Source organism: Paraburkholderia sp. Ac-20342, from assembly GCF_017104985.1.
Lineage (GTDB): Bacteria > Pseudomonadota > Gammaproteobacteria > Burkholderiales > Burkholderiaceae > Paraburkholderia.
In genome coordinates, this window is record NZ_JAAGPQ010000019.1 from 63,311 (window position 1) to 88,904 (window position 25,594).

Sequence of the window (25,594 nt, forward strand, 5' to 3'; positions counted from 1 at the left end):
ACGGACGGTTCGGTTGAGGCTGCCCGGCGCTGCGCGGAGTGGCAACACGCGCTGCACCGGCGCCGACCCGCCCCCGCGCGAATGCCCGGCCACGGCGGCGGGGCCACTATAATGTCGGCAATTCCGACAAGAGGTGCTTCATGATCATCAAACCGCGTGTGCGTGGCTTCATCTGTGTATCGACCCATCCGACCGGCTGCGAAGCCAACGTCAAGGAGCAGATCGAGTATGTGAAGGCACGCGGCCCCATCGCCAACGGCCCGAAGAAGGTGCTCGTGATCGGCGCGTCGACGGGCTATGGTCTCGCCGCCCGCATCAGCGCCGCGTTCGGCTCGGGCGCGGCGACGCTCGGCGTGTTCTTCGAGCGCGCCGGCAGCGAAACCAAGGCGGGTACGGCCGGCTGGTACAACACCGCCGCGTTCGAGAAGTTCGCCACGGCCGAAGGCCTGTACGCGACCAGCATCAACGGCGATGCGTTCTCCGACGCGGTGAAGGCGCGCACGATCGAAGCCATCAAGCGCGATCTCGGCCAGGTCGATCTCGTCGTCTATAGCCTCGCCGCGCCGAAGCGCCAGCATCCGAAGACGGGCGAGGTATTCAGCTCGGTGCTCAAGCCGATCGGCAAGGCAGTGAACCTGCGCGGCATCGACACCGACAAGGAAGTCATCAAGGAAACCGTGCTCGAACCGGCCACGCCGGAAGAAATCGCGCATACGGTCGCGGTGATGGGCGGCGAAGACTGGCAGATGTGGATGGACGCGCTGGCCGAAGCCGGCGTGCTCGCCGACGGCGCGAAAACCACCGCGTTCACCTACCTCGGCGAGAAGATCACGCACGACATCTACTGGAACGGCTCGATCGGCGCGGCCAAGAAGGACCTCGACCAGAAGGTGCTCGGCATTCGCGAAAAGCTCGCGGCCAAGGGCGGCGATGCACGCGTCGCGGTGCTGAAGGCGGTCGTCACGCAGGCCAGCTCGGCGATCCCGATGATGCCGCTCTATCTGTCGCTGCTGTTCAAGGTCATGAAGGAAAAAGGCACGCACGAGGGCTGCATCGAGCAGGTCTACGGCCTCTACAAGGACAGCCTCTACGGCAGCCAGCCGCATCTCGACGACGAAGGCCGTCTGCGTGCCGACTACAAGGAACTCGATCCGCAGGTGCAAGGCCGCGTGCAGGAACTGTGGAACCAGGTGACCAACGACAACCTCTACGAACTGACCGATTTCGCCGGCTACAAGAGCGATTTTCTGCGTCTGTTCGGCTTCGAGATGAAGGGCGTCGATTACGACGCGGACGTCAACCCGGACGTGCAGATTCCGAATCTCGTGCAGGTTTGATGAAGCGAGGGCGCGGAGTCGAGCTGTCGATTCCGCGCCCGGTGTTGCGTTCCGGTTGGTCTTGTCCCTACTGCGGTTCTTCGCCGCGCTCGCGGTGTGGCTGCATGCGGTGTGACTGCATGACCCGCTCTGCCACCTCATGCAGTACATCGCGCGCAGCACACCTCATGCAGTACACCGCGCGCTGAAAACCCAAGCGTAAAAGCTCGCCAATCAAGGCGTGCCGTTGCGGCAATACGCGCGATAACCGTCCCGCCCGGCCAGCCGCGCCATATACGCGGCCAGCGCCGGAAAATCGTCATGCCGTATCGGCGTGTCGAGCCAGCGATTGGCCGACAACGCGATCGGCACATCCGCGAGCGAAAACGCCGGCCCCGCGATATACGCGCCCGTGCGTTCGAGCTGCTGCTCGACGATCCCCATATGCTTCGCCCAGTTCGCGCGCGACAGCTCGATCTGCCGCGGGTCCTGATGCTCGGGCGAGCGCCGCACGAGCGCCAGAAACGCGTAGCTCCACGAACGATTGAGCTCGCTCGCCTGCCAGTCGATCCATTGATCGCAACGCGCGCGCTCGCACGGATCGGCGGGATAAAGCCACGCGCCGCGATAACGGTTGGCGAGGTAGCGGATGATCGAATTCGACCCCCACAGCACGAAGTCGCCGTCGCACAGCACCGGCACCATCGCGTTCGGATTCAGCGCGCGAAATGCGTCGACCTCGGTCGAGCGAAAGCCCGAGCCCCAGTCTTCCTGTTCGAACGCAAGTCCGAGTTCCGCGCAGGTCCACAGCACCTTGCGCACGTTGATCGAGGTGGTCTTGCCGAGTATTCGCAGCATGGGTTGTTATGGGTGGAGCGAGGTTGAGCCGATGGATTCGGATTATCGTCCGTAATTTCGCGACCAGGGAAGAACGAAATCGTCAGGAGGCCGACTATCGCTGCCAGTCTTTTTCGCAACGATAGTCGACGAGCCGTATGTTCACATCGAGCACTGCATGAGTCTGCGTGCAGGGTCCGCGATCTTTTCCGATCGTCAGGCCGGAGTGGTGATGGACAGGCCGTTTGTCCCACTCCCCAACCCGACATCCGATCATGCCCGAAATCCGCACCTCCTCCTCCCGTTTCAGCGATTCCAGCGCAGCCGCCAGCGTGCTCTCATCCGGGCACGACAACGACGTTCAGGACGCGCGACGAACGACGACTCCGTCCGTCCAGCCCCGAGGATCGCAGGACGATCGTTTCTCGCACCTGCCTGCGCGCAGCACCAGCAGGAAGAACAGTGCGAGGTCGCAGAATCCGGCGCAGGACACGGCACAGAACTCGGGCGACGCGACGAACTCAGGCCCGAGCTCGAACCCGAGCCTGGCCACCGCCAACAGGCCGCGCGGGTCGTTGCCTCTGTCCGGCCGGGAACGCTCCTCGACGGAGGCCGCGACGCCGGCCGCCACCGGTGCGAGCGCCGGCACGGCGCCCGAGATCGAACTGCGGAATATGTCGACCGGTCAGCTCGCGCGCCTCGGCCATGAAGAAGCGCAAACGATGCTGAGCAACCTCGACGATCTGTCCAGGACATTGACGGATTCGCTGCGCGACATCGGCAAGATGCACGGCCGTGTGAGGGCGGCGTTGAACAAGGCGGATCGCCCCGTCCCGCACGACACCCAGATCCGGCATCTTGAAGAGGTCCAGCATTGGATATCCATGATGCAGTTGCAAAAACAGGGGCTGGACCACTTGCGCGACCACCTGACCCAGTCCCTGGGGTCCGGCAAGGCCGACACGGCGAAGAGTCGCAGCTGGACCGAATGGCTGAAGTCCACTCCGGTGCAGAAAGCGATCGCCGCCGCGGAAGTTGCCATCGCGATGGGGTTCAAGTTCGGTGCCTGGTACGGCGTGGAGGCCATCCTCCCGGGCAAGGCCAGCGCGTTCGAAACCACCGCCAAAACCGCCTTGCTGGTCACGCAGCGCATCCTGCTATCCCTGACCCTCGCCGGGGTCGGCGAGTACATCCCCGGTACCGATGGGCCGAGGCGCTGGGCCAAAGCCGGCGGAGATATCAAAACGATCCAGGGATTCGGCCAGGCCATCGATCAGCTCATTACACTCGCCGGGCAATTCGGAACCAATGCGGCGAGCGGACAGGCCGCCCCCTCGTTCGGGCAGATCGCCGGCTTCGGGCTGGTTGGGCTGGGCGGCGTGCTGCAGACGGGCGCGCTGAACAAGCCGGTCCTCGGCGCCATCGGCCATCTGCGCGGCGGCAGCGATAAGGCCGGACAGCCCATCGAATTCGTCAATACCGACGAGCTGAGAGCGGCCCAAAGCCAGCAGGCACCCGCCGGGGCTCTTCCGATCGAAGCATCCGACATCGACCTGGAAGACGGCCGCGGGCTCGTGACGCAAGGCGGGCGCGGCAATACCGATGTGAATACCCTGATTAATGACTTGTGGACGAGTCAGGTCCCGGCCATGCAGGCGCACATCGTCCGGGCCTTCGACTCCATGTCCGGCGTGCATCGGGCCCTCACCGCCCCGGCCGGATCGGCGCAGGACATCGCCGAGGCGGCGGCAATGGAAACCAGCCGGGCCATGTTGCAGTCCGTCTCGCCCCACGATCACGAGGCGCAGATGGAGAAATTCAAGCAGGACCTCGATTCGATCCGGAAGGCGGCGACTGACGTGAGCAACAGCCTGCCCAAGAACGACGGACTGCGGGCCCAGATCGAGACGGTGTTCGAGGATGCGACAAAGATGGCAGAGGCGGTGACCAAGGCGTCGAAGAACCTCACGACGCACGAGACTGCGTTCCTGCGCGGCATGACCAGCCTGGGCGCGACCGGCCTGCTGCTGAGCTTCATCGGGCCGCCCACCGGCAACCAGTGGCTGTCGAACGTCAACAACCGCGCCGCGATCGCGGGCCTGACGTCCTCTATCGGGCAGAACCTCGCCAACCTCGGCCAGTTCCTCGGCGGCGCGAAACCCGAGGACGGGCGTTTGATGCGTGTTCTGAAAATCGGCCTCGACAGCGAGAACGACAACCCGGTCCTCCAGTTCGCCAAGGACTGGGGACGCAACACCCGGTTCCTGCCCATCGAGTTCGTGCCGCTGACGATCTCGACGACACTCGCCGAAATGGGCAGCAAGCTGAAGGGCCAGATTCCCGAGGCGCCGCTGCGGGCCACCCCGTCAGTCACCACCGACCGGCTCATGATGGAAGCCCTGAGAATGGCGCTCAGCAACGCCTTCATGGTCTTCCGGCTCGGCCACAAGCTGGAGTGGCACCACTACGCGGCGATGGCCTCCACGTTCGCCGGCGCGGCAACGGCCTTGGGGACCGAGTTGCGCGGGTAGTCAGGCCTCGTTGGGCCGCGGGGTTTCGGAAAAAGGACTTCGGAAAACGGCAAACAAGGCACACGAGGCCATTCCGGGCAGGCTATTTCGAGCGGCAAACGCGGGGCTCATCGGCCTTGCGAGCCGCGCATTCCCCGCTCCTACCCTGGCCCGCGGCCATGCTGCGCGCCAGGGTAGGTCAGGAATTGCCGCCCGGGAAGAGCGCGTGCTAATGTTTGATTAAAGCGTTTGATGAAAGCCGGGGATGGCGCAGCGCCGTCCTCACCGGGAAGCCATTTACCGCAGCGAGCGTCGCCATGAGTGATGTACGCCAACATCTGAGTCCCCGTGACCGCCTCGAGCTGTTGTGCTGGCTCACGTGCGGAAGCCTCGGCGCTTATTATCTGAACGAAGACTGGCCCGACGCGGCGTTTCACGTGCAGTCCGCGCACAAGTGGCTCGATCGCCGCGCACGCGAAGCCGACTGGCTTTCTATCGCGAAGCTGTCGGCCACCGCGGTCGAAATCGCGCGGCGCCACGCGCGCTTCGTCGAGGCCGACTGGGCGCGCGATGCGGTCGAAGAAATTCTCGATACCGACGAAATCGACCCGCAAGCCCGGCTGCTCAAGCAGGTGCTGGCCGACTGCCAGAACGCGCTCGCGGACAAGCGGCTCGCAGACTAGCCTCCCCTGGAAGCGGAGCCCTCGCGGCGGGGCTCCCGGCATCGTTCCCGCGTCCTGCTCCCTCTTCCCGGTTACGGGTTTCAGTCCTGCGGTTTCAGCCCCGCAATCCAGTCTCTGGCCTCAATCCCCGCTTATCAGGGCCCCTCGGGTCGAAGTCCCCTCAAGAGGCCCCTTCATGCTCGCTCACGCATGTTCACGCATGCTCACCACGCCCAGCGCACGCCGGCGTCGCCGCCGATCACGCGCTGATGCTCGCCACCGAGGTTGGTCAGATAGCTCGCGGTCACGAATACGCTGCCGCGCTTCGTCAGTTGCGCGACGACGCCCACGCCGACCTGCCCCATGGTCTGCCCCACCGGCGTACCCAGCGTCGTCACGCCGCCGAAGGTGGTCTTGTCGTCGGCGCCGAACGAGCGCAGCACGTTCATGCGCAGATACGGCTTCCAGTTGACGCCGTTCGCGTCGAATGCCCATTGCAGGCGCGCGCCGAGGCGGCCGAGGAAGGTGTTGCCGTTATTCCAGTTCACGTCCGAGACGCCGTCGTTGAACCGGCTCAGCCCGAGCCATTGCCACACCAGCTGCGCCTGCGGCTCCAGCGTCACGCCTTGCGCCAGCGCGATCGGCAAGCCCGCTTCGAGCGAACCCGTAAACGCGTTGCCGTCGGTCGAGCCGCCGATGCCGTCGGTCGAATGGGTGCGTACCGTAAGCGCGCTGCCCATCGCGACCGCATCGGTGTACCAGCCGCCCGCGCCGATGTGCGTCCAGTAGGCGCCGAGGTTGTACGAATTGACCTGCAGCGAGCCGGCATCGTAGTCGTACTGCTCCAGCGCGAGGCCGTTCACGCTGCCCACCGCGCGCGCGAAGCCGAGGAAGAAGCCATAGTGATTGCGCGAGCCGTCCGCGCGGGTGTCCGCGTAGAGGTCCTGGCCGACCTGCATGCCCCACACCGAGCCGTCGAACGAGGGCTTCACAGTGCCGCCCTGCGCGATATTGCTGTACGCCCCCCACGCGCGCGCCCATGCAGCGGGAACGCGGCCGTTTTCGGTCAGCAGGCCCTGCTCGCCCTGACGGTCGTGGAAGGTGTCGATCTGCAGGAGACCCAATTGACGCGCCACGCTCGGCGCTTCCGTATAAAGCGGCACCTCGGTGCGGTAGACCGGCGTGCCCTCTTCGGCCTTGTCGACCTCGTCGACGATCGACTCCGGCGTGCCCGGCGCCGTGGTGATCGGCGGCTGGGTGGCTTCCGGAATCGTATTGCGCAGATACCAGTTGTCGCCCGTGCCGGCGCTGACCCCGCCTCTCGCGAGGTAGTACTCGTAGGCCCCCGCCTTGACGGTCCCGCCCGCGAGCGAGAACACGTTCGCGCCAGTGGTCGCGCCGTTCGCGGCCTGCACGACCTCGATGCCGTTGGCGAGCGTCTCGCCGCCCGGGCCGCCGACGTTCGTCACGTTCAGCGTGCTCGCGCCGCTTGCCGTGCCGCCGCTGATGACGAGCCGGTCCGAGGGCGCGCCGTCGCCCGCCAGATAGGTGTTCAGTGCGATCGCCCCGTTCTGGCCGACATAGTTGCCCGCCACGGTCAGCGTATTGCCCACGCCGCTGCCGCCGAGCCGCACGAGCCCCGCATTGGTGAGATTGCCGTTGATCTGGAAATTGCCGACGGGGCCGCTCGCGAGACTGGTGATTGCATTCGCCACCGCGATCGTGCCGTTGTTCGTGACGTTGCCGTTCACGCCGCCATAGCCGCCGAGCGTCGCGCCCGTTGCGACTCCGACCGGCCCGCCGCCCGACAGCAGCGCGGCTGCATTGCCCGCGTCTCCCACGACCAGCGTGCCCGCGTCGACCTGGGTGCCGCCTGCGTAGCTGTTGGCGGTGCCATTGAGCGTGAGCGTACCGGTGCCGAGCTTCGTGAGCGAGCCCGCGCCCGTGATGTTCTGCGCGATCGTGGACTGGAACCCCTGGGTGTCGATCGTGCCGTTGTTCGCGGTGATGGACAGCGCGCGGCTGGCCGCCGGATCGAAGCTGGCGCCGAGTTGCAGCGTGCCGCCGTTGAGCGTCAGCGCGCCCGTTGCTGCGCCCAGTGCATTGTCGGCCGCGACGGAGAGCGTGCCCTGAGTGATCGTCGTGCCGCCCGAGTAGGTGTTGCCGCCCGCCGCCGCGGGTGCGAGCGTCAGCGTGCCCGCGCCGGTTTTCTCGACCGCCCCCGTCCCGGAGATGAGCCCGGTGTAGGTGCCGCCGCTGTCCTGCTGGAAGCGCACGAGCCCGTTGTCGGTCACCGAGAGCGGCAGGTTCGCCGCATTCGCCTGCAAGGTCGCGCCGCTATCGACGGTCGCGACGACCGTGGCGGTCGTCGTGCCGAGCGTGCCGGTCAGGTTCAGCGTGCCGCTCTGCACGAGCGCGGTCGCGAACGTGCCGGTGCCGGCCCACGTCCAGTCGGTGCCCGCCATCGTCAGGCTCTGGTAGTTCACGAACGCGTTCGACGCGGTACCGCTGCCTTGCAGCTGCACGGTATTGGCGCCGCCGCCGCCATCGGCTGTGCCGATGATCTGCGAGCCCGTTTGCAGGATCAGCGAGTCGTTGCCGTTGCCGTTCTTGATGGCCGTGCCGCCGCCGCCCTGAATCAGGCCCGCGTTGGTGATCGTCGTATTGCCGTTGGTCGAGCGCACGCCGATACCGTTGTCGCTGATGATCTGGCCGCCCGCCTCGTTCGTGATGGTGGCCGTAAACGAGCTGCCGATCGTGTTCGACACCACCGCGTCGACGTTGCCGCTGCTCGATGCCGTGCCGGTGGTCCGAATCGTGCCGCTGTTGACGAGCGTATCGTTGTTGCCCTGCATGTAGACCGAAGTGCTGTCCCTGCCCGAGGCCGTCAGCGTGCCGCTGTTGTTGATGGTGCCGCTGCCGCCGAGCAATGACGCCGCGCGCGCGTTGCTGCCCGAGGTCGTCACCGAGCCGGTATTGATGAGCGTATTGCCCGACGCGCCGGTATTGCTTTGCCCCCACGCGGCCGTCATGCCGTACGAGTTCGCGCCGCTCGTGGTAATCGTGCCGTTGTTGACGAGCGTGTTGTTGTCGCCGTTCGCGGCGATGCCGTCGTTGTAGGCGCCCGTGGTCGAAATGACGCCGCTCGCGCCGTTGGTAATGGTATTGCCGCTGCTCATGCCGATCAGCATCGCGCCGCGATTCGCGACGCCCGTGCCGTTACCCGACAGCGAAAGATTGCCGTTATTGGTGATCGAACTCGACGTATCGACGGAAAACGGCGTGGCCGTGCTGGAGAGCACATAGCTGCCGCTCGCGGTGCCATCGAGATTGATCGTGACATTGGTGCTGCCCGTCATCGCCACGACGGACGGCACGCTCGCGCCGCTACAGGCGATGGTCGCATTGCTCGACGGCGACGTGTTGGGCGGCGAGCACGCCGCCCACGCGTAGACCGGCATGCCGCCGGCCAGGAACGCGCCACCCCACAGTCCCGCACTCCACACGTTGCGTTTCATTCTTCTTGTCCCTGAAGTTGAATATTTTGGCTTCCGGTTTATAGCATCCACTTACAAGATCGCAGGATGCGTAACGGATTATTCGTAAAATATTTCACCGTTGCAAATTTGTCTCTTTTTTTTGGCTCGCCAATCTGCTAGCTCGATGCCTCGGAGCCGGTGGCGTTCGGCGGGACTGTTTGAAAACCGCTGGCGCGGCCGATCCGGCGGGGCTCGGTGGTTGGGGCGTGAGCGGGCCGTGTCCGGGTTGTCGTTGCGTCTTGACCCCTTAAAAAATCCGGGGCGCATGTGGCGTCGTTCACGGGCTGTTGTATTTCGATTGAAAATCCCGTTTTAGAACCCGGATCTAAAAGGCGAATTCAACATTCGTCGCCCTTTAATCCGCCGCGCCATTCACGGTTCCACGGCGGCCTTCAGCTTCAGCAGCGCCTGATCCCATTGCTGCGAAATCGCGTCGAGCGCGCGCCGCGCCGCATCGAGATGCGCGGACTCGAACGCCCACAGGCGCTCGCGCCCTACCTTCACGTCGCGCACGAGGCCCGCGTCGGCCAGCACCTGCAGATGCTGCGTGACCGACTGCCGTGTGATCTCGGTGCCGGCCGTCAGTTGCGCGATCGACATCGCGCTGCCCGCGCACAGGGCGGCGAGCAAACGCAGACGCGTTTCGTCGCCGAGCGCCGCGAACACCGGCGCGCAGTTGCGCAGCGTCGCGGCCTTGAGGCCCGGTCTATCGAGGCCCGATCGCGCCGGCGTGGCCTTAGCCTTGGGCGACATGTCGTTCGATATTGCCCATCTGCTGCGTCCAGCCGCCGTCGTTCAGACGGAACGCTGCCTCGCGGCGCGCGAGCGGCAATCGATCGAAGCCCGATTCGACGACGCGCAGCAGCGTGCCGGAGCCGACCTCGCTCAGATCGAATTCGACCAGCGTGGTCGGCTCGGGGGTGTAGTCGACGGCCATATCGACCGCGGCCGGATGCCAGCGCCACGACAGATGATGCTCGGGCTCGACGCGTTCGACGAACACGTCCATGACGAGATACTCGTAGCCCGGATAGGTGATGTGCCCTTGCACGGATTGTCCGGCGACGAACTGCTTGCCGGTCAGATTCACGCCGAACCATTGGCCGAATTCCTCGGCGTTCGAGAGCGCGCGCCAAACGCGCGAGCGCGGCGCATTCAGCAGAATCTGTTTTTCGATGCGATCGGTCGATGAGTTCATATGCAGCCTCCTGACTGCATATTAGAAACACGACCCGCGATATGCAAGTGTTTGGCTGCGCTTTTTTTGAGGCATCGCCATGAGAGCCTGCATCGGAGCAGGCTCTCTCCCGGCGCACGTTTCTCGGCACATTTCTCGGCGCGTTATTCGGCGACGTGTGCGTGCATGACGCCCGTGTGCATCGACCAGGCCATCCACGGCCGGCGCAGCGCGACGATCGCGAGGAACGCGCAGGCGGCCAGCGCGCCGAACGTCGCGAAGCCCATCTGATAGCTGCCCGTGCTTTCCTTGGCGATACCCATCACGACCGGCAGATAGAAGCCGCCGATACCGCCCGCCGCGCCGACGATGCCCGACATCAGGCCCGTGCGGCCCGCCCAGCGATGCGGCACGAGCTGGAACGTCGCGCCGTTGCCGAGCCCGAAAGCGACGTACAGGCACAGCAGCAGCGCGATGCCGCCCGCGAGCGACGGCATCGCGGCGGCGAACACGAAGTCGCACACGGCGATGATCGCGAGCAGCACGGTCAGCGCGCGCACGCCGGACACGCGATCGGCGATCAGTCCGCCAAGCGGACGCACCATCGCGCCGGTCGCGGCGAGCAGCGCCATGAACAGACCCGCGTCGATCTTGCTCAGCTGATAGAGGCTCGTCAGCAGCAGCGACACATACGAAGACATGCCGACGAAGCCGCCGAACGTGATGCTGTAGACAAGCATGATGACCCACGTATCGCGCTCGCCGAGCACCGAGCGATAGCGCTTCGGCAGCACCGCGATCGCGAGCAAGGCGCCGATCACCGGCAACAGCAGCACGCCGCTCTTGCCGGCGCCGAACAGCCCCGCTTCGACGAACAGCACGAGCACGATCAGGCCGACGAGCGTTGCCGCGAAGCTGCCGAACGCGCGCAGCACGCTGCCGCTCTTGACGCCCGCGTCGTTGGCCCAGAAATACAGCGTGATCGCGGCGATCGCGAGCAGCGGCAAGGCACCGCCGGCGGCCATCTGCCAGCCATAGCGTGTCGCGAGTTGCGGAAACAGGAAGCCGTCGAGCACCGCGCCGATATTGCCGGCCGCCGCGAGTCCCAGGACGAGCCCCTGCACTTTCGGCGGATAGTTGCTGCCGGCCATCGGCAACGCCACCGCGAAGCTGGCCCCGCCGACGCCGAGGAACACGCCGAGCACGAGCAGCATCTCGTACGACGGCACCGTTTGCAACGACGGCAGCACGAGCGTCGGCACGGCCGAGAGCAGCACGCCCATCAGCGCAATGCGCTTGCCATGCGCGGACTGATAGAGATTGCCGAGCGTCACGCGCAGAATCGCCGCCGAGAGCACCGGCACCGCGACGAGCAGGCCCTGTTGCGCGGGCGTCATCGCGATGCTTTTGCTGATGAACGGCGCGAGCGGTCCATAGAGTACCCAGACGGTAAAGCCGGTGTCGAAATACAGGAAGCAGGCAACGAGTGCGCGCCAGTCTCCGCTTTTAAGAGAGTTCATCACGTTGTTCATCAGAGATCCTTATCAAACTGATTGCCTGTCGTCGAACGATCGGATTCGTTGCAGCGCGCGTCGATATGCGCGAGCTGCTCATTCCGCCGTCGCGCATGAATATGCAAGCCTCATGCCATGTGTGCCGGCGCGCTTGCGTCACGCTTCATGGCGCAGCGCGATCAATACACGTCGCGGGCGTAACGCTTTTCACGCGTGAGGCGGCTCACGTATTCGAGCGCCCTCTCCTCGCTCATGCCGCCGTGCGTCGCGATCACGTCCTTGAGCGCCGCGTCGACGTCGCGCGCCATCCGGTTCGCGTCGCCGCACACGTAGAAATGCGCACCGTCTTCGAGCCATGCCCACAGTTGCGCACCGTGCTCGCGCATGCGGTCCTGCACGTAGACCTTGTCGGCCTGATCGCGCGAGAAGGCGACGTCGAGTTGCGTCAGCAGACCGCTCGCGCGCATCGCTTCGAGTTCGTCGCGATAGTAGAAATCGCTTGCGGCATGCTGCTCGCCGAAAAACAGCCAGTTGCGACCCCGGTCGCCGCGTGCGCGCCGCTCGTGCAGAAAGCCGCGAAACGGTGCGATGCCGGTGCCGGGGCCGACCATGATCGCCGGCGTGCCGGCCTCGCGAGGCGGCCGGAAATGCGCGGATGTCTGCACGAAAACAGGCACGTCGGTCTCGTCGGCGCGGTCCGCGAGAAACGTCGACGACACGCCTTTACGATGCCGCCGCCCATTGCTGTAGCGTACCGCCGAAACGGTCAGATGCACTTCGCCCGGATGCGCTTTCGGACTCGACGCGATCGAATAGAGCCGCGGCTGCAGGCGTTTGAGCACGCTCGTGAGTTCGGTTGCCGTGAGGCTCACCGGAAACTCGTGCAGCACGTCGGCAAGCTGCTGTCCCCATAGCCATTGCTTGAGATCGGCCTTGCGCGCGGGCGTGAGCAGATCGCGCAGCGCGCCGTCGCGGCTGCGTGCGGCGACAAACGCAAGCGCTTCCGGGCTCGGCCGCGCGATCTCGTAGTGCCTCGCGAGCGCATCGGCGAGCCGCATCTCGCCGAGCCCCGCGACCTGTACCGGCGCTTCCCGCGGCAGGCCGCTCAGCGTCAGCAGTTCGTCGACGAGCTCGGGGCAGTTGCTCGGCCACACGCCGAGCGCATCGCCGGCTTCGTATTCGAGGTTCGCCTCGGCGGTATGCAACGACACGTAGCGCGTGTCCTTCGCGGCGCCCTGCCGGTTCAGGCGCAGATTGCCGACGAGGCGCGAGGCGGCCGGCCGCGCTTTCGTCGGCACGATGCCCGGCACCACCGCGTTGATCATGCCGCCCGGCGGCACCGCATGCAGCGCCGCATCTTCTTCCTTGATGCGCGCGATCACGCGTTCGAGCCACGCATCGGCCACCTCCTGGTAGTCGGTATCGCAATCGACGCGCGCGGCGAGACGCAGCGCGCCCTGCGCGGCGAGCCTTTCGTCGAGCCGGCGGCCGTGGCCGCAGAACGGGTCGTAGTTGCGGTCTCCAAGCGCGAGCACCGCGAAGCGCACGCCGTCGAGCCTGGGAGCCGTGTCGGCCTGCAACTGCGTCCAGAAGTCCTGGGCGTTGTCGGGCGCGTCGCCGTCGCCGAATGTGCTCGTCATCAGCAGCACGTATTGCGCCTTCGCGAGCGTCGCGAACGGATAGTCCGCCATGCACGCGGTGCGGATTTCGAAGCCCGATTCCATCAGACGCGTCGCGTAGCGCTCGGTCAGCGATTCGGTGTTGCCGGTTTGCGAGGCCCACAGCAAGGTGACCTTCGGACGCGCGCGGACGATCCGTATATTGGGCGCGCCGGCTTCGCGCGGTTCCGCGCCCCGCGTCGCCAGTGCGCTGCCGGTCAATGCCGCGGACGAAGCGGTGTTCGTCATGCTGCGGCTATAAAGACCGGCGAGCAAACCGTCGACGTAACATCGCTTCGCGCTGTCGAACGGCGCGCTGCCCGGCAGCACCGGCACGCTCTCGATGCCCTGCGCTTCGGCCGAACGCAAGCCGCTCACGAAGCCGGCCAGATACGCATGCTCGGCCTCGCTGAGCGACGGCGCCGGCTCGGGCCGCAGTTGCAGCAGGCTCGTGAGGGCTTCGATACGGGGCATGGGTAGGTCCTTGGCGCTGGCGGTCGGCGTTGCTGTGTGTGCATCCGCACAGGCTTCGGCAGAGGCATCGGCAGAAGTCTTAGTAACGGCCTCGGCGCGGCGCTCGAATGCGTCCGCAACGTCATCGGCGCTGACCGGAACCGTCACCGGACTCAACGCCACCGCGCAGCATTTCAGTTCGGGTTGCTGAGAAATCGGGTCGGTCGCATCGTTCGTGACCGCGTTGATGCAGAGGTCGTCGCCGAATACGTCGTTCCAGTGCATCGGCGCAAAGCACTGGCCCGCGCTGACGCGCTCGGTCACGACGGCCGGCAGGACCGCGCGGCCCCGGCGCGAACGGATCTCGACCGGGTCTTTCGCGCGAATGCCGAGCGCGGCCGCGTCGTCGGGATGAATCTCGACGAACGGACCCGGGTTCAGCTTGTTGAGCATCGCCACCTTGCCGGTCTTCGTCAGCGTGTGCCATTGATGCTGCACGCGGCCCGTGTTCAGGACGATCGGGAATGCGTGGTCCGGCAATTCGGCCGGGGGCGCATAGGTCCGCGCGAAAAACTTCGCCTTGCCGCTCGCGGTCGGAAACGCGAGACGTGGATAGGTGCCATCGGCGGCGAGCCGCAACGTTTGGCTCACGCCGTCGTTCAGATAGCGAACCGGATTGCGCGAGTCCGAAGCCGCGGAAGCCAGCGGCCACTGCAGCGGCGTGTCCTTCAGGCGGCGATGGCTCGCGCCGCGCAGGTCGTAGCCGGTTGCCGGATTCGACGCGCGCGCGATCTCGTCGAATACTGCGTCGGCGCTCGCATAGGTGAACGCATCGGCAAAGCCCATTTCGCAGGCGACGCGCGCGATGATCTGCCAGTCGGGCAAGGCCGCGCCCGGCGGTTCGAGCGCCTTCTGCATCAGCGTCAGATTGCGCTCGGAATTGATCATCACGCCTTCGGCCTCGGCCCACAGCGCGCCGGGCAGCAGCACGTCCGCGTAACGGTTGGTCTCGGTGTCGAGGAACGCGTCCTGCGCGATCACGAGTTCGGCCGCACGCAGACCGGCGATTGCGTTCTGCCGGTTCGCGAGACTCGCCACCGGATTCGTGCAGATGATCCAGCACGCCTTGATCTCGCCCGCCGCCATCCGCGCGAACAGGTCGATCGTGCCCGTGCCCGCGTCGGGTTTCAGCGTGCCCGGCGCAATGTCCCAGAGGTCTTCGACAAACGCGCGGTCCTGCGCGACGAGCGCCGAGCGCTGCCCCGGCAAGCCGGGCCCCATGTAGCCCATTTCGCGGCCGCCCATCGCATTCGGCTGCCCCGTCAGCGAGAACGGTCCGCTGCCGCGCCGGCAGATGCGCCCGGTCGCCAGATGCAGATTGCAGATCGCGTTCGTGTGCCAGGTGCCGTGCGTGCTCTGATTGAGGCCCATGGTCCAGCAGCTCATCCACTCTTGCGCCGCGCCGATCATCTGCGCCGCACGGCGGATGTCGTCGGCCGCGAGGCCCGTGATGCGCGCGACGTTCTCCGGCGTGTAGTCGGCGAGAAACGCGGGCATCGCGTCCCAGCCTTCGGTGAAGGCGTCGATAAACGCGGCATCGGTCGCGCCGTTTTCGTGCAGCAGATGCAGCAGGCCGTTGAGCAGCGCGAGATCGGTGCCGGGCTTGATCCGCAGAAACAGATCGGCTTTCTCGGCGGTCGCGTTGCGGCGCGGATCGACGACGATCAGCTTCGCGCCCGCCTTCACGCGATCCATCATGCGCAGAAACAGAATCGGGTGACAGTCGGCCATATTCGCGCCGCTCACGAAGAACAGGTCCGCGTGATCGATGTCGTCGTACGAACCGGGCGGCCCGTCCGCGCCGAGCGACAGCTTGTAGCCGCTACTCGCGCTCGCCATGCACAAACGCGAGTTCGACTCGATGTTGTTGGTGCCGATAAAGCCCTTCGCGAGCTTGTTGACGAGGTACTGCGCTTCGAGCGACATCTGTCCCGACACGTAAAACGACAACGCATCGGGACCGTGTTCGTCGAGCAGGCGACGCAAGCGCGCCGCGGTGCTGCTGAGCGCCTGCGCCATCGGCAGCGGCACTGGGTCTTCGCCGCGCGCGCGGCGCACGAACGCGCCTTCGAGGCGGCCCGATTGACGCAGCGCGATGTGCGCCGACTGCCCTTTCGTGCAGAGCCGGCCGAAGTTGGCCGGATGCTCGCGGTCGCCGGAGATCTTCACGACCTGGCCGTCCTCGACGTGCAGCACCATGCCGCAGCCGACGCCGCAATACGGACACACGGTTTTTACGTTCGTGGCGGACATGCGCGAATTCCGCGTCAAACCGCGACCCACACCTGGCCGTTTTCGACGCGCGCGGCGAAGGCGCTGACCGAATACGACGGCGTCTCGATGCACTCGCCCGTGCGCAGATCGAAGTGGTGCTTGTAGATCGGCGACGCCACGACGATGCGCTCGCCGACACTGCCGACCAGCCCGCGCGACAGCACCGCCGCATGCGAACCCGGATCGAAGTTATCGATCGCGTAGACGGTGCTGTCGTCCGCGCCGTCGTCCACGTGAAAAACCGCGACCTGGGCGCCGTTCACCAGGGCGCAGACGCCGGTGTTCGGCACGATGTCGTCGAGTGGGCAGATCGCGGTCCAGGGGCGCGGCAGGCAGTCGTTTTTCATGGCTCGGGTCCTCGTTGAAAGATCGTCGAACAAGCGGGAAAGCTACGGGCGAACAGCGGGCAAACAGTAGACAAACAGCGGAATAACAACGGAACAGCAGCAGCGGCGCCGTCAAACCGTCTCGGCAACCACCGGAATAACCGGCCTCTCGCCGAGCCGCGTCTGCCGCTCGGCTTGCGTCGCCGGCCGGATCTGGCCGCGTTGCTCGACGAACGCGACATGGCCGTCGGCTTCGCTGCTGTTGACGAAATGGCGAAAGCGCTTGCGCGTCTCGGGATCGGTGACAGCCTTCTTCCATTCGCACTCGTAGGTGTCGATCACGTGCTGCATCTCCGCTTCGAGTTCGGCGGCGACACCGAGGCGATCGTTGACGATTACGTCGATCAGATAGTCGAGCCCGCCTTCGAGGTTGTCGCGCCACACGCTCGTGCGTTGCAGACGGTCGGCGGTGCGCACGTAGAACATCAGGAAGCGGTCGATATAGCGCACGAGCGTCGCGTGATCGAGGTCCGCCGCGAGCAGTTCCGCGTGGCGCGGTTTCATGCCGCCGTTGCCGCACACGTAGAGATTCCAGCCCTTCTCGGTCGCGATCACGCCGACGTCCTTGCCCTGCGCTTCCGCGCATTCGCGCGTGCAGCCCGAGACGCCGAACTTGATCTTGTGCGGCGCGCGCAGTCCCTTGTAGCGATTCTCGAGTTCGACCGCGAGGCCGACCGAATCGCCGACGCCATAGCGGCACCACGTCGAACCGACGCACGACTTCACGGTGCGCAGCGACTTGCCGTACGCATGGCCCGATTCGAAGCCGGCTGCGATCAGCTCTTCCCAGATCGACGGCAACTGCTCGACGCGCGCGCCGAACAGATCGACGCGCTGGCCGCCGGTGATCTTCGTATAGAGGCCGTATTTCTTCGCGACCTGGGCGACCGCGATCAGGCCATCGGGCGTCACTTCGCCGCCCGCCATGCGCGGCACGACGGAGTAGGTGCCGTCGCGCTGGATGTTGGCGAGGTAGTAGTCGTTGGTGTCCTGTAGCGACGCGTGCTCTTTCTTCAGCACGAATTCGTTCCAGCACGAGGCGAGAATGCTCGCGACGACCGGCTTGCAGATATCGCAGCCGAGCCCGTGACCGTGCTTCGCAAGCAGCGCGCCGAAACTGCGCAGACCCTCGACGCGCACGAGGTGATAGAGCTCCTGGCGCGAATACGGAAAGTGTTCGCAGAGGTGGTTGTTGACCGCGAGCCCCTGCTTCTTCATCTCGGCTTTCATCACCTGCGTGACGAGCGGCACGCAGCCGCCGCACGACGTGCCCGCGCCGGTCGCGCTTTTCAACGCGCCGATATCGGCCGCGCCCGCGCAAACGGCCGCGCACAACGCGCCCTTCGAGACGTTGTTGCACGAGCAGATTTGCGCGGCAGCCGGCAAGGCCTCGACACCGAGCGCCGGTTTCGCGTTGCCGTCCGCTTGCGGCAGGATCAGGAATTCGGGGGCTTCGGGTAGTTCGATACGGTTCAGCATCATCTGCAGGAGCGTGCCGTATTCGCTCGCGTCGCCGACCATCACCGCGCCGAGTAGATGCTTGCCGCAACCGGACACGACGAGCTTCTTGTAGATCTGTTTGCGTTCGTCGCTGAACTGCCAGGTGCGGCTGTCCGGCGTATTGCCGTGCGCGTCGCCGATGCTCGCGACGTCGACGCCCATCAGCTTCAGTTTGGTGCTCATATCGGCGCCCGCAAAGGCGGCGGCCGTGCCGAGCAGTTGCTTCGCGACCACGCGCGCCATCTCGTAGCCGGGCGCGACGAGCCCGAACACCTGGCCGTTCCACAGCGCGCATTCGCCGATCGCATAGACGTGCGGATCGCTCGTGCGGCAGGTGTCGTCGATCGCGATGCCGCCGCGCGCACCGAGTTCGAGCCCGCAGGCGCGCGCGAGATCGTCGCGCGGGCGGATGCCCGCGGAGAACACGATCATGTCGGTGTCGAGATGGCTGCCGTCCGCGAACTGCATGCGATGCGTGCCCGCTTCGCCGTCGACGATCGCCGTGGTGTTCTTCTGCGTGTGCACGGTCACGCCGAGGTCTTCGATCCGGCTGCGCAGTACGCGCCCGCCGCCCTCGTCCACCTGCACCGCCATCAGACGCGGCGCGAATTCGACCACATGCGTTTGCAGGCCCATGTCGCGCAGTGCCTTCGCGCATTCGAGACCGAGCAGCCCGCCACCGATCACGGTGCCCGTCTTTGCGCGCGCACCGCATTCGCGCATCGCTTCGAGATCGTCGATGGTTCGGTAGACGAAGCAATCGGCGCGCTCGCGGCCCGGCACCGGCGGCACGAACGGGTACGAGCCCGTGGCGAACACGAGCCGGTCGTAGGGCAGCGTTTCGCCGCCGGCGATCGTCACCGTGCGCGCGTCGCGATCGACCGCGACGACTTGCGCGTCGAGCTTCAGGCGGATGCCGTGGCGCTCGAAGAAACCGGGCTCGACGAGCGAGAGATCGTCGGCGGTCTTGCCCGCGAAAAATTCGGACAGATGCACGCGATCGTAGGCCGCCCGCGATTCCTCGCCGAGCACCGTGATGTCGAGGCCGTGCGCGCCGTCCCGCGCGAGGCATTCGACCAGCTTGTGGCCGACCATCCCGTGACCGATAACGATGATTTTCATGAGCGCGATGTCCTTGAGTAGCTGGCGATGCTTAACGCAAAGGCTGTGCCAATCGCGCGAAACCTGCGCTCGGGTTGAGCTCAAGGTGCGCTTGAGCACCGTGCGGTGGGACTTCGCGCCGGATCGTGCCTGTCCGGAAGAATGGGCTGAGGCGACGCGTTCCGAGGCGGCCAGGCACAGCGATGGTGCGACGCAGCACTGTGCGCGTGCGCGCTGCGAGCCTGCATGCAGGGAGAATAAGAGCGAGTTCCAGGAGCGAGCATGGGCTTCGGCAGCCCGGCAATCTCGTCGTGATGCGGATCGGTGACGCAGTGGGGAAAAGTAGCGGGCGACCTACCGACTGCTCGATGGGGCATGCATTGACGCCACGCTCATGCAGTCAGCAACAGTCAGCGGCAGCGACCACACATGCGCATGCGGCCAGAAACACCCAGCCATCCCGCACGGGTTCAACCGGGCAACGCTGATCGCACCGCTCAATCGCCAAACCCCAGCTCAGCCTCGATCCGCTGCCCGACCCGCAGCCATGCGCCGCTGCCGCTCGCGACGAGCGCATTGTTGCCGAACGTGACCGCGCCGTCGAAGCGCGCGCTGCCGCGATAGCCGAGCATCGTATCGGTCGGCTCGTTCGGCCAGTCGGGATCGGGCGCGCCGCGCGCCTGATCGATGGTCGGCATCGGGCAGCGCGTGCATAGCTTGACGAGCCGCAACTCGACGCCCGCTTCGCCGTGCGCCTGCGCCTCGGCGCTCAGCGTCTCCACATAGTCCTCCTCGTAGGCGCCGAGTCCGTCGAGCACGATGTTGGGCCGAAAACGGTCGATCCCGATCGACGGCGCGCCCTTGCCGTTCAGGCGCGCATTGAGGTCGTCGAGCGAGGCCTGGCCGACCACCAGCAGCGGAAAGCCATCGGCGAACAAGGTCGTGGCGCCGCCGACGCTCGCGGTGTAATCGCCATCGACGCTGCGCTCGCGCGCCGGATCGAAGCGCAGAAGCCGCGCGGGCTGCCCCAGAAAGGCCGTGAACCACGCGGCGGTTTGCGCGCCGGTGTCGAGGCCGTAGACCGCATCGCGCCACACCACGGTCTCGACCTTCGGCGCGGCGCCAAGCCGCGCGGCATCGAGCGGCGTGCGCAACTCGCTCATGCCGGGCGCGCGAATAATCAGTTCCTGCGCGCCGATCTCGACGCGAATCAGCGCCATGCGCGGATACGCGCGCTGCGTGAGCATCGCGCCGTGCGGGTCGGTGACCATCCAGCCGCGGTCGTATTCGAGGCCCGTCGCGAACAGCCGCGCCGCGTCGAGCGCAATGCCCGCGCAGGATTTGATCGGATAAACAAACAGTTCGCGGATGGTCGGCATGATCGGTACGGCGCGTGAAAAGCGCGTTTTTAAGGTCGAGAGGCGATTGTAAGACGCCGCGCATGCGGGCTTCCAGTAGCGCCGAAGCCGGTGTGCGTCGTGTGCGGGAGGCCGGGGTTGTCGGGCGCGGCGCCGGCGGCTTGCCTCGCGCCCAGGGAAGCCGCCGTATCGCCCCGGCGCGCTTGGACGTAAAATCCCCGGGCATCACGCGCGCGGGAAGGCCGCCGGAAGGCGCCCGGATCGAGACCCGACGCCGCCGAGAGGCCCCCGAGGGCCCACGCCCGGCCCTCATCGCGCGCCTCGGCAACGCCGCCGCGCCGCTCACCGGACAAGAAACCGTTAGACGCTTCCCTACCCTCACCGAGACAGGACAATCATCATGCTGAGCAAAGCCGTATTGAGCGTGGCCGACACGACCCGCATTCTCGACGCCGCCCGCGCGGAAGCCGAGAAAAACAGCTGGGCCGTCGCCATCGTGGTCGCCGACGACGGCGGCCATCCGCTCGCGCTGCTGCGTCTCGACGGCTGCGCGCCGGCGAGCTCCTACATCGCGACCGAGAAAGCGCGCACCGCGGCGCTCGGCCGTCGCGAGACCAAGGTGTATGAGGACATGATCAACAACGGCCGCACCGCGTTTCTGAGCGCACCGCTGCTCGGCACGCTCGAAGGCGGCGTGCCGGTCATCGTCGACGGCCAGGTGATCGGCTCGGTCGGCGTGTCGGGCGTCAAGTCGGAGCAGGACGTGCAGATCGCGAAGGCCGGCATTCAGGCGCTCGCGGTCTGACGCGAGTGCGTAGAGCAATCCCGTAGTGCAATTTTGTCAAGCCCGGACCGGTGCCCCCTCGCCGGTCCCATTCAAACTGATGGAGCAGTCGATGACCCAGATGAACCCGCGCGGCGCAATGCAGGTCGCCGCCAATCTCGACCAGTTCGTCGAAACCGAAGCCCTGCCCGGCACCGGACTCGACAGCGCCGCTTTCTGGTCGGGTTTCGACGCCCTCGTGCACGAGCTGGCGCCCAAAAACCGTGCTCTGCTGGCCGAGCGCGACCGCCTGCAAACCGAACTCGACAACTGGCATCGCGCCAATCCCGGCCCGGTGCGCGATCTGCGCGCGTATCGCGCGTTTCTCGAAAGCATCGGCTATATCGTGCCGGTGCCCGCCCAGGTCAAAGCGACCACCGACCACGTCGATAGCGAAATCGCCGAACAGGCCGGCCCGCAACTCGTCGTGCCGCTGTCGAACCAGCGCTATGCGCTGAACGCGGCGAACGCGCGCTGGGGCAGCCTCTACGACGCGCTGTACGGCACCGACGCGATTCCCGAGACGAACGGCGCCGACAGGCGCAAGGACTTCAACCCGGTACGCGGCGCGGCCGTGATCGCCTATGCGCGCAAGTTCCTCGACGAAGCCGCGCCGCTCGCGAACGGCTCGCACGCCGATGCAACGCGTTATGGCGTCGAGGGCGGCCAGCTTGTCGTCACGCTGAAGAACGGCACGAGCGCGCTGAAGACGCCCGGGCAGTTCATCGGCTATCAGGGCGAGGCAAGCGCGCCGTCGTCGGTGCTGCTCAAGCACAACGGCCTGCACTTCGACATCCAGATCGACGCCAACGACGCGATCGGCAAGACCGATGCCGCGCACGTGAAGGACGTCGTGGTCGAGGCCGCGGTCAGCACGATCATCGATTGCGAAGATTCGGTCGCGGCCGTCGATGCCGACGACAAGGTCCAGCTCTATCGCAACTGGCTCGGCCTCATGAACGGCGACCTGACCGAAGAGGTCACGAAGAACGGCAAGACCTTCACGCGCCGCCTGAACGAAGACCGCGTGTACGTCGCCGCGAACGGCGCCGCGCCGGTCGTGCTGCATGGCCGCTCGCTGCTGTTCATTCGCAACGTCGGCCATTTGATGACCAACCCGGCCGTGCTCACGAAAGACGGCCGCGAAATTCCGGAAGGCATTCTCGACGCGGTCATCACGACGCTGTGCGCGCTGCACGACCGTAACAACAAGCTCAATTCGCGCACCGGCTCGATCTATATCGTCAAGCCGAAGATGCACGGCCCGGCCGAAGTCGCGTTCGCGAGCGAGCTGTTCGCGCGCGTCGAAGACCTGCTGAAGCTGCCGCGCAACACGATCAAGATGGGCATCATGGACGAGGAGCGCCGCACCAGCGTGAACCTGCTCGCCTGTATCGCCGAAGCGTCGGAGCGCGTCGCGTTCATCAATACGGGCTTCCTCGATCGCACCGGCGACGAGATGCACACGGCGATGGAAGCGGGCCCGATGATGCGCAAGGGCGACATGAAGTCGAGCCAGTGGATCGCCGCGTACGAGCGCAGCAACGTGCTGGTCGGTTTGAGCGCCGGCCTGCGCGGCCGCTCGCAGATCGGCAAGGGCATGTGGGCGATGCCGGACCTCATGCACGCGATGCTCGAACAGAAGATCGCGCATCCGAAGGCCGGCGCGAACACCGCATGGGTGCCCTCGCCGACCGCCGCCGCGCTGCATGCGCTGCACTATCACCAGGTCGACGTGCAGGCGGTTCAGCAGGAACTCGAACGCACCGACTATGCGAGCGTGCGCGACGAACTGCTCGACGGCCTGCTGACGATTCCGGTCGTCGAAAAGGCGCAGTGGAGCGACGCGGAAATCCGCGCCGAGGTCGACAACAACGCCCAGGGCATTCTCGGCTACGTGGTGCGCTGGATCGACCAGGGCGTCGGCTGCTCGAAGGTGCCGGACATTCACGACGTCGGCCTGATGGAAGACCGCGCGACGCTGCGTATTTCGAGCCAGCACATCGCCAACTGGCTGCATCACGGCGTGATCCAGCGCGAGCTCGTCGAGGAGACGTTCCGGCGCATGGCGAAGGTCGTCGACGGCCAGAACGCGGGCGACCCGCTTTACCAGCCGATGGCGCCGGGCTACGACACGATCGCGTTCAAGGCCGCGCAGGCGCTCGTGTTCGAGGGACGCCAGCAGCCGAGCGGCTACACGGAGCCGCTGCTGCACAAGTTCCGGCTCGAGGTGAAGCAACAGGGCTGATGCCGTTTCTGCCGGGACGAGGTTCCGGCAGAAGCAGGGCTGAAACGTCGACGGGCGCTGCATGATGCAGCGCCCGTTTTTCATTTCCAGGTTACATTCGACGCGTTTGCGAATCTGCTCATGGATGTGAATGCACGGCGCTCGTGTATCGACACGGGCGGATTCGCTCATTCAGGAGGCGGTGATTGGATGCACAACGAACGCTGAACGGACAAGGCCTGCACGCTATCCAGGCGGACGGCGCGGCACCTGCGGTACTCGTCGACGGGCGCTCGCCGGGCGACCTCGGGGTGGCAGTCGCGGCACTGCGTTTTGCCGGCGGCGCGCATCTTGCCGGCCACTGCGGCGAACATCTGATCAGCTTCCATATGTCGGCACCGTCGATGCTGCGGTGTGCAATCGCTGGGCGCCGCCTTGAACATCGGGCGGTAGCGGGTTCGCTGTCCATCTGCCCCGCCAACGCGGATTGTGGCGTCGAAGCACCGGACGATATCGATGCCGTATCGCTGGTCCTGTCGTCCGAGTGCTTCGCGATGGAGGCACTGCGGGCGGACATCGCCGAACCGCGCCTGGTCGAGCGCCTGCACGGCCGTGACGCCCCTCTGTTGCGCCTCGCGCGCCTGCTGCTCGCGGAAACCGCAGCGGGGCTTCCGAACGGCCCACTGTTCTGGAGCAGCGTGTCGGACCAGATCTTCCGGCATGTCGCCACGCATCACGTCGCCGCGCCGCTCGTCCCCGTGCACGGCGCGTTGAGTCGGCGGGCATTGAACATGTTGTCCGACTATGTTCATGCGCATATCGGCGAACCGATCGGAGTGGCCGAACTCGCCGCGGTGGCGGGCTGTAGTCGCTTCCATTTTTCCCGGCTGTTCCGGCACGCGACCGGCATGACACCGCATCGCTACGTGATGCGCCTGCGCGTAACGCATGCCGTGGACTTGCTGCGCGGCAGCGCGCAGCCTCTCTCCGAGGTTGCCGCCGCGACCGGCTTTACCGATCAGAGCCATCTGTCGCGATGGATGCGCCAGGTCCACGGCATGGCGCCGGGGGAATTGAGAAGGGGGAATTGAAAAAGCGGGAACTGAAAAGCAGGCCCCGGTCGCGGCCTGAGCACATCCGTCCAATACAGAATCTGGCGTTACATCCAATATCGGTCGTCTCTATGGAGATGACATGCCCCCTTCTTATCCTGACGATATCCGCGGCAACTGGCGCTACATCGGCCCCGATACATGGACACGTTGCGCGCCATTCCTTTCCGGCGGCGCCCGCTGCTACGACCTCGCGCACCCGATCGACGACACCGCACCGTCGTCGCCGTTCGCGCAACCGCTGTCGTTCGAATTCGGCTCGACACAGGGGATACCCGGAACCCTTCACGCGGGGAATCTCGAAACAGTCACCGGCTCGCTTGGCCAGCAGGGCACGCATATCGACGCGCTCGGTCATTTCGGCGTGTTGAAAGACGTCTGGGACGGGCATGGCCCGCTCCCGGCCGACGAGGTGAGCTATTTCGGCGGCCTGCCGCAACGGGTCGTCAAACCCGATCCGCACGGACGTCTCGCGAGATTGGGAATCGATGAGGTGCCACCGCTCCTGAGCACGGGAATTCTGCTCGATGCAGCGGGCTACCACGGCGTCGACGAACTGCCGCCAGGTTTCGAAATCACCGAGCAGGATCTCACCGCGATGCTGGCGCGTCAGGACCTGCTCGAGCGCGGCATTCTTCCCGGCGATATCGTGTTCATCCACACCGGCTGGGGGCGACGCTGGAGCGACGCCCGATACGGCGCCTACTACACCAGCGGCCCGGGGTTGTCTGCCGCGGGCGCGGCATTCCTCGCTGCGTCCGAACCCGTGGTGGTTGGGCTCGACAACCCGTTCACCGACCCGGTGAACGACGGGCAGCTCCAGGGTGCGAGCGCGCCGCCTGCCGGCATGCGGACCGATGCGCCGTTCGGTACGCATCACTTCAATCTCGTCGAAGCCGGGGTACTGCAAATCCAGAACCTGAAGCTCGACGACCTCGCGCGAGATCGCGTCTGGCTCTTCGCGGCCATCGTCGTCCCGCTCGCGTTGCGCGGCGCGTCGGGTTCGATCGTGCGTCCTGTCGCGATCGGCACGCCCCGGCCAGCGGCCCGTTCCCGTTGACGTATCCCACGCAAAGCGGCGCGGCCA

The 25,594-nt window shown here is 66.0% G+C and carries 17 protein-coding genes; 7 read left to right on the forward strand and 10 right to left on the reverse strand.

Features of this window, described 5'->3' with window-relative positions; all coding sequences use genetic code 11:
• Window positions 1-140: 140 nt before the first annotated feature.
• Window positions 141-1,337 (forward strand): enoyl-ACP reductase FabV, encoded by a 1,197-nt coding sequence (gene fabV / locus G3N58_RS10620; protein ID WP_205999129.1) that lies wholly within the window; start codon window positions 141-143, stop codon window positions 1,335-1,337.
• A gap of 213 nt (window positions 1,338-1,550) precedes the next feature.
• Here fabV and G3N58_RS10625 read toward each other — a convergent pair whose 3' ends face one another.
• Window positions 1,551-2,174, reverse strand: coding sequence for a glutathione S-transferase (locus G3N58_RS10625; RefSeq protein WP_205999130.1), 624 nt, complete (start codon window positions 2,172-2,174; stop codon window positions 1,551-1,553).
• 254 nt (window positions 2,175-2,428) lie between these two features.
• Between G3N58_RS10625 and G3N58_RS10630 the strand changes: the two genes are divergently transcribed.
• Window positions 2,429-4,684, forward strand: a complete 2,256-nt coding sequence (locus G3N58_RS10630; RefSeq protein WP_205999131.1) for a hypothetical protein — start codon at window positions 2,429-2,431, stop codon at window positions 4,682-4,684.
• Between the two features lie 296 nt (window positions 4,685-4,980).
• On the forward strand, window positions 4,981-5,346 hold the full coding sequence (locus G3N58_RS10635; RefSeq protein ID WP_167038166.1) for a hypothetical protein: 366 nt from the start codon (window positions 4,981-4,983) through the stop codon (window positions 5,344-5,346).
• Between the two features lie 203 nt (window positions 5,347-5,549).
• Here the strand turns inward: G3N58_RS10635 and G3N58_RS10640 are convergent, their stop codons facing one another.
• From G3N58_RS10640 to G3N58_RS10675, 8 genes are all read right to left on the reverse strand, one after another.
• Complete coding sequence (locus G3N58_RS10640; RefSeq protein ID WP_205999132.1) at window positions 5,550-8,843, reverse strand: autotransporter outer membrane beta-barrel domain-containing protein; 3,294 nt, start codon at window positions 8,841-8,843, stop codon at window positions 5,550-5,552.
• A 393-nt stretch (window positions 8,844-9,236) separates the two neighbouring features.
• On the reverse strand, window positions 9,237-9,617 hold the full coding sequence (locus tag G3N58_RS10645) for a metalloregulator ArsR/SmtB family transcription factor (RefSeq protein WP_167282827.1): 381 nt from the start codon (window positions 9,615-9,617) through the stop codon (window positions 9,237-9,239).
• Window positions 9,601-10,062 (reverse strand): SRPBCC family protein, encoded by a 462-nt coding sequence (locus G3N58_RS10650; RefSeq protein WP_167038172.1) that lies wholly within the window; start codon window positions 10,060-10,062, stop codon window positions 9,601-9,603. Before G3N58_RS10650 ends, G3N58_RS10645 begins: the two co-directional genes overlap by 17 nt.
• Window positions 10,063-10,205: 143 nt before the next feature.
• The gene (locus G3N58_RS10655; protein ID WP_167282829.1) at window positions 10,206-11,573 is read right to left on the reverse strand and encodes an MFS transporter; all 1,368 of its coding nucleotides are present in this window, start codon (window positions 11,571-11,573) and stop codon (window positions 10,206-10,208) included.
• A 161-nt stretch (window positions 11,574-11,734) separates the two neighbouring features.
• On the reverse strand, window positions 11,735-15,979 hold the full coding sequence (locus tag G3N58_RS10660) for a bifunctional nitrate reductase/sulfite reductase flavoprotein subunit alpha (protein WP_205999133.1): 4,245 nt from the start codon (window positions 15,977-15,979) through the stop codon (window positions 11,735-11,737).
• A gap of 14 nt (window positions 15,980-15,993) precedes the next feature.
• Window positions 15,994-16,347: a nitrite reductase small subunit NirD gene (nirD, locus tag G3N58_RS10665; protein ID WP_167038178.1), complete on the reverse strand. Its 354-nt coding sequence runs from the start codon at window positions 16,345-16,347 to the stop codon at window positions 15,994-15,996.
• A 111-nt stretch (window positions 16,348-16,458) separates the two neighbouring features.
• A complete protein-coding gene (gene nirB / locus G3N58_RS10670) occupies window positions 16,459-19,008 on the reverse strand; it encodes a nitrite reductase large subunit NirB (protein WP_205999134.1) in 2,550 nt (849 codons plus the stop codon).
• A 476-nt stretch (window positions 19,009-19,484) separates the two neighbouring features.
• Entirely contained in the window at window positions 19,485-20,366 is an 882-nt protein-coding gene (locus G3N58_RS10675; RefSeq protein WP_205999135.1) for an MOSC N-terminal beta barrel domain-containing protein, read from the reverse strand.
• A 379-nt stretch (window positions 20,367-20,745) separates the two neighbouring features.
• On the opposite strand from G3N58_RS10675, the gene G3N58_RS10680 reads away from it, so the two are divergent.
• Together G3N58_RS10680 and G3N58_RS10685 are read left to right on the forward strand one after the other, a co-directional pair.
• Entirely contained in the window at window positions 20,746-21,150 is a 405-nt protein-coding gene (locus tag G3N58_RS10680) for a heme-binding protein (protein ID WP_167282838.1), read from the forward strand.
• Between the two features lie 91 nt (window positions 21,151-21,241).
• A complete protein-coding gene (locus tag G3N58_RS10685; protein WP_205999136.1) occupies window positions 21,242-23,416 on the forward strand; it encodes a malate synthase G in 2,175 nt (724 codons plus the stop codon).
• 167 nt (window positions 23,417-23,583) lie between these two features.
• Here the strand turns inward: G3N58_RS10685 and G3N58_RS10690 are convergent, their stop codons facing one another.
• Complete coding sequence (locus G3N58_RS10690; RefSeq protein WP_205999137.1) at window positions 23,584-23,784, reverse strand: hypothetical protein; 201 nt, start codon at window positions 23,782-23,784, stop codon at window positions 23,584-23,586.
• On the opposite strand from G3N58_RS10690, the gene G3N58_RS10695 reads away from it, so the two are divergent.
• Together G3N58_RS10695 and G3N58_RS10700 are read left to right on the forward strand one after the other, a co-directional pair.
• Window positions 23,785-24,486, forward strand: coding sequence for an AraC family transcriptional regulator (locus tag G3N58_RS10695; protein ID WP_205999138.1), 702 nt, complete (start codon window positions 23,785-23,787; stop codon window positions 24,484-24,486).
• 103 nt (window positions 24,487-24,589) lie between these two features.
• Window positions 24,590-25,567, forward strand: coding sequence for a cyclase family protein (locus tag G3N58_RS10700; RefSeq protein ID WP_167038190.1), 978 nt, complete (start codon window positions 24,590-24,592; stop codon window positions 25,565-25,567).
• Window positions 25,568-25,594: the final 27 nt, after the last annotated feature.

Excerpts from the sequence above, each read along its gene's own strand:
- fabV (WP_205999129.1), top strand. The coding sequence starts at position 141 with ATGATCATCAAACCGCGTGTGCGTGGCTTCATCTGTGTATCGACCCAT.
- G3N58_RS10625 (WP_205999130.1), bottom strand. The coding sequence starts at position 2,174 with ATGCTGCGAATACTCGGCAAGACCACCTCGATCAACGTGCGCAAGGTG.
- G3N58_RS10630 (WP_205999131.1), top strand. The coding sequence starts at position 2,429 with ATGCCCGAAATCCGCACCTCCTCCTCCCGTTTCAGCGATTCCAGCGCA.
- G3N58_RS10635 (WP_167038166.1), top strand. The coding sequence starts at position 4,981 with ATGAGTGATGTACGCCAACATCTGAGTCCCCGTGACCGCCTCGAGCTG.
- G3N58_RS10640 (WP_205999132.1), bottom strand. The coding sequence starts at position 8,843 with ATGAAACGCAACGTGTGGAGTGCGGGACTGTGGGGTGGCGCGTTCCTG.
- G3N58_RS10645 (WP_167282827.1), bottom strand. The coding sequence starts at position 9,617 with ATGTCGCCCAAGGCTAAGGCCACGCCGGCGCGATCGGGCCTCGATAGA.
- G3N58_RS10650 (WP_167038172.1), bottom strand. The coding sequence starts at position 10,062 with ATGAACTCATCGACCGATCGCATCGAAAAACAGATTCTGCTGAATGCG.
- G3N58_RS10655 (WP_167282829.1), bottom strand. The coding sequence starts at position 11,573 with ATGAACAACGTGATGAACTCTCTTAAAAGCGGAGACTGGCGCGCACTC.
- G3N58_RS10660 (WP_205999133.1), bottom strand. The coding sequence starts at position 15,979 with ATGTCCGCCACGAACGTAAAAACCGTGTGTCCGTATTGCGGCGTCGGC.
- nirD (WP_167038178.1), bottom strand. The coding sequence starts at position 16,347 with ATGAAAAACGACTGCCTGCCGCGCCCCTGGACCGCGATCTGCCCACTC.
- nirB (WP_205999134.1), bottom strand. The coding sequence starts at position 19,008 with ATGAAAATCATCGTTATCGGTCACGGGATGGTCGGCCACAAGCTGGTC.
- G3N58_RS10675 (WP_205999135.1), bottom strand. The coding sequence starts at position 20,366 with ATGCCGACCATCCGCGAACTGTTTGTTTATCCGATCAAATCCTGCGCG.
- G3N58_RS10680 (WP_167282838.1), top strand. The coding sequence starts at position 20,746 with ATGCTGAGCAAAGCCGTATTGAGCGTGGCCGACACGACCCGCATTCTC.
- G3N58_RS10685 (WP_205999136.1), top strand. The coding sequence starts at position 21,242 with ATGACCCAGATGAACCCGCGCGGCGCAATGCAGGTCGCCGCCAATCTC.
- G3N58_RS10690 (WP_205999137.1), bottom strand. The coding sequence starts at position 23,784 with ATGGAAGCTGATCAGATGTTCGCCGCAGTGGCCGGCAAGATGCGCGCC.
- G3N58_RS10695 (WP_205999138.1), top strand. The coding sequence starts at position 23,785 with ATGTCGGCACCGTCGATGCTGCGGTGTGCAATCGCTGGGCGCCGCCTT.
- G3N58_RS10700 (WP_167038190.1), top strand. The coding sequence starts at position 24,590 with ATGCCCCCTTCTTATCCTGACGATATCCGCGGCAACTGGCGCTACATC.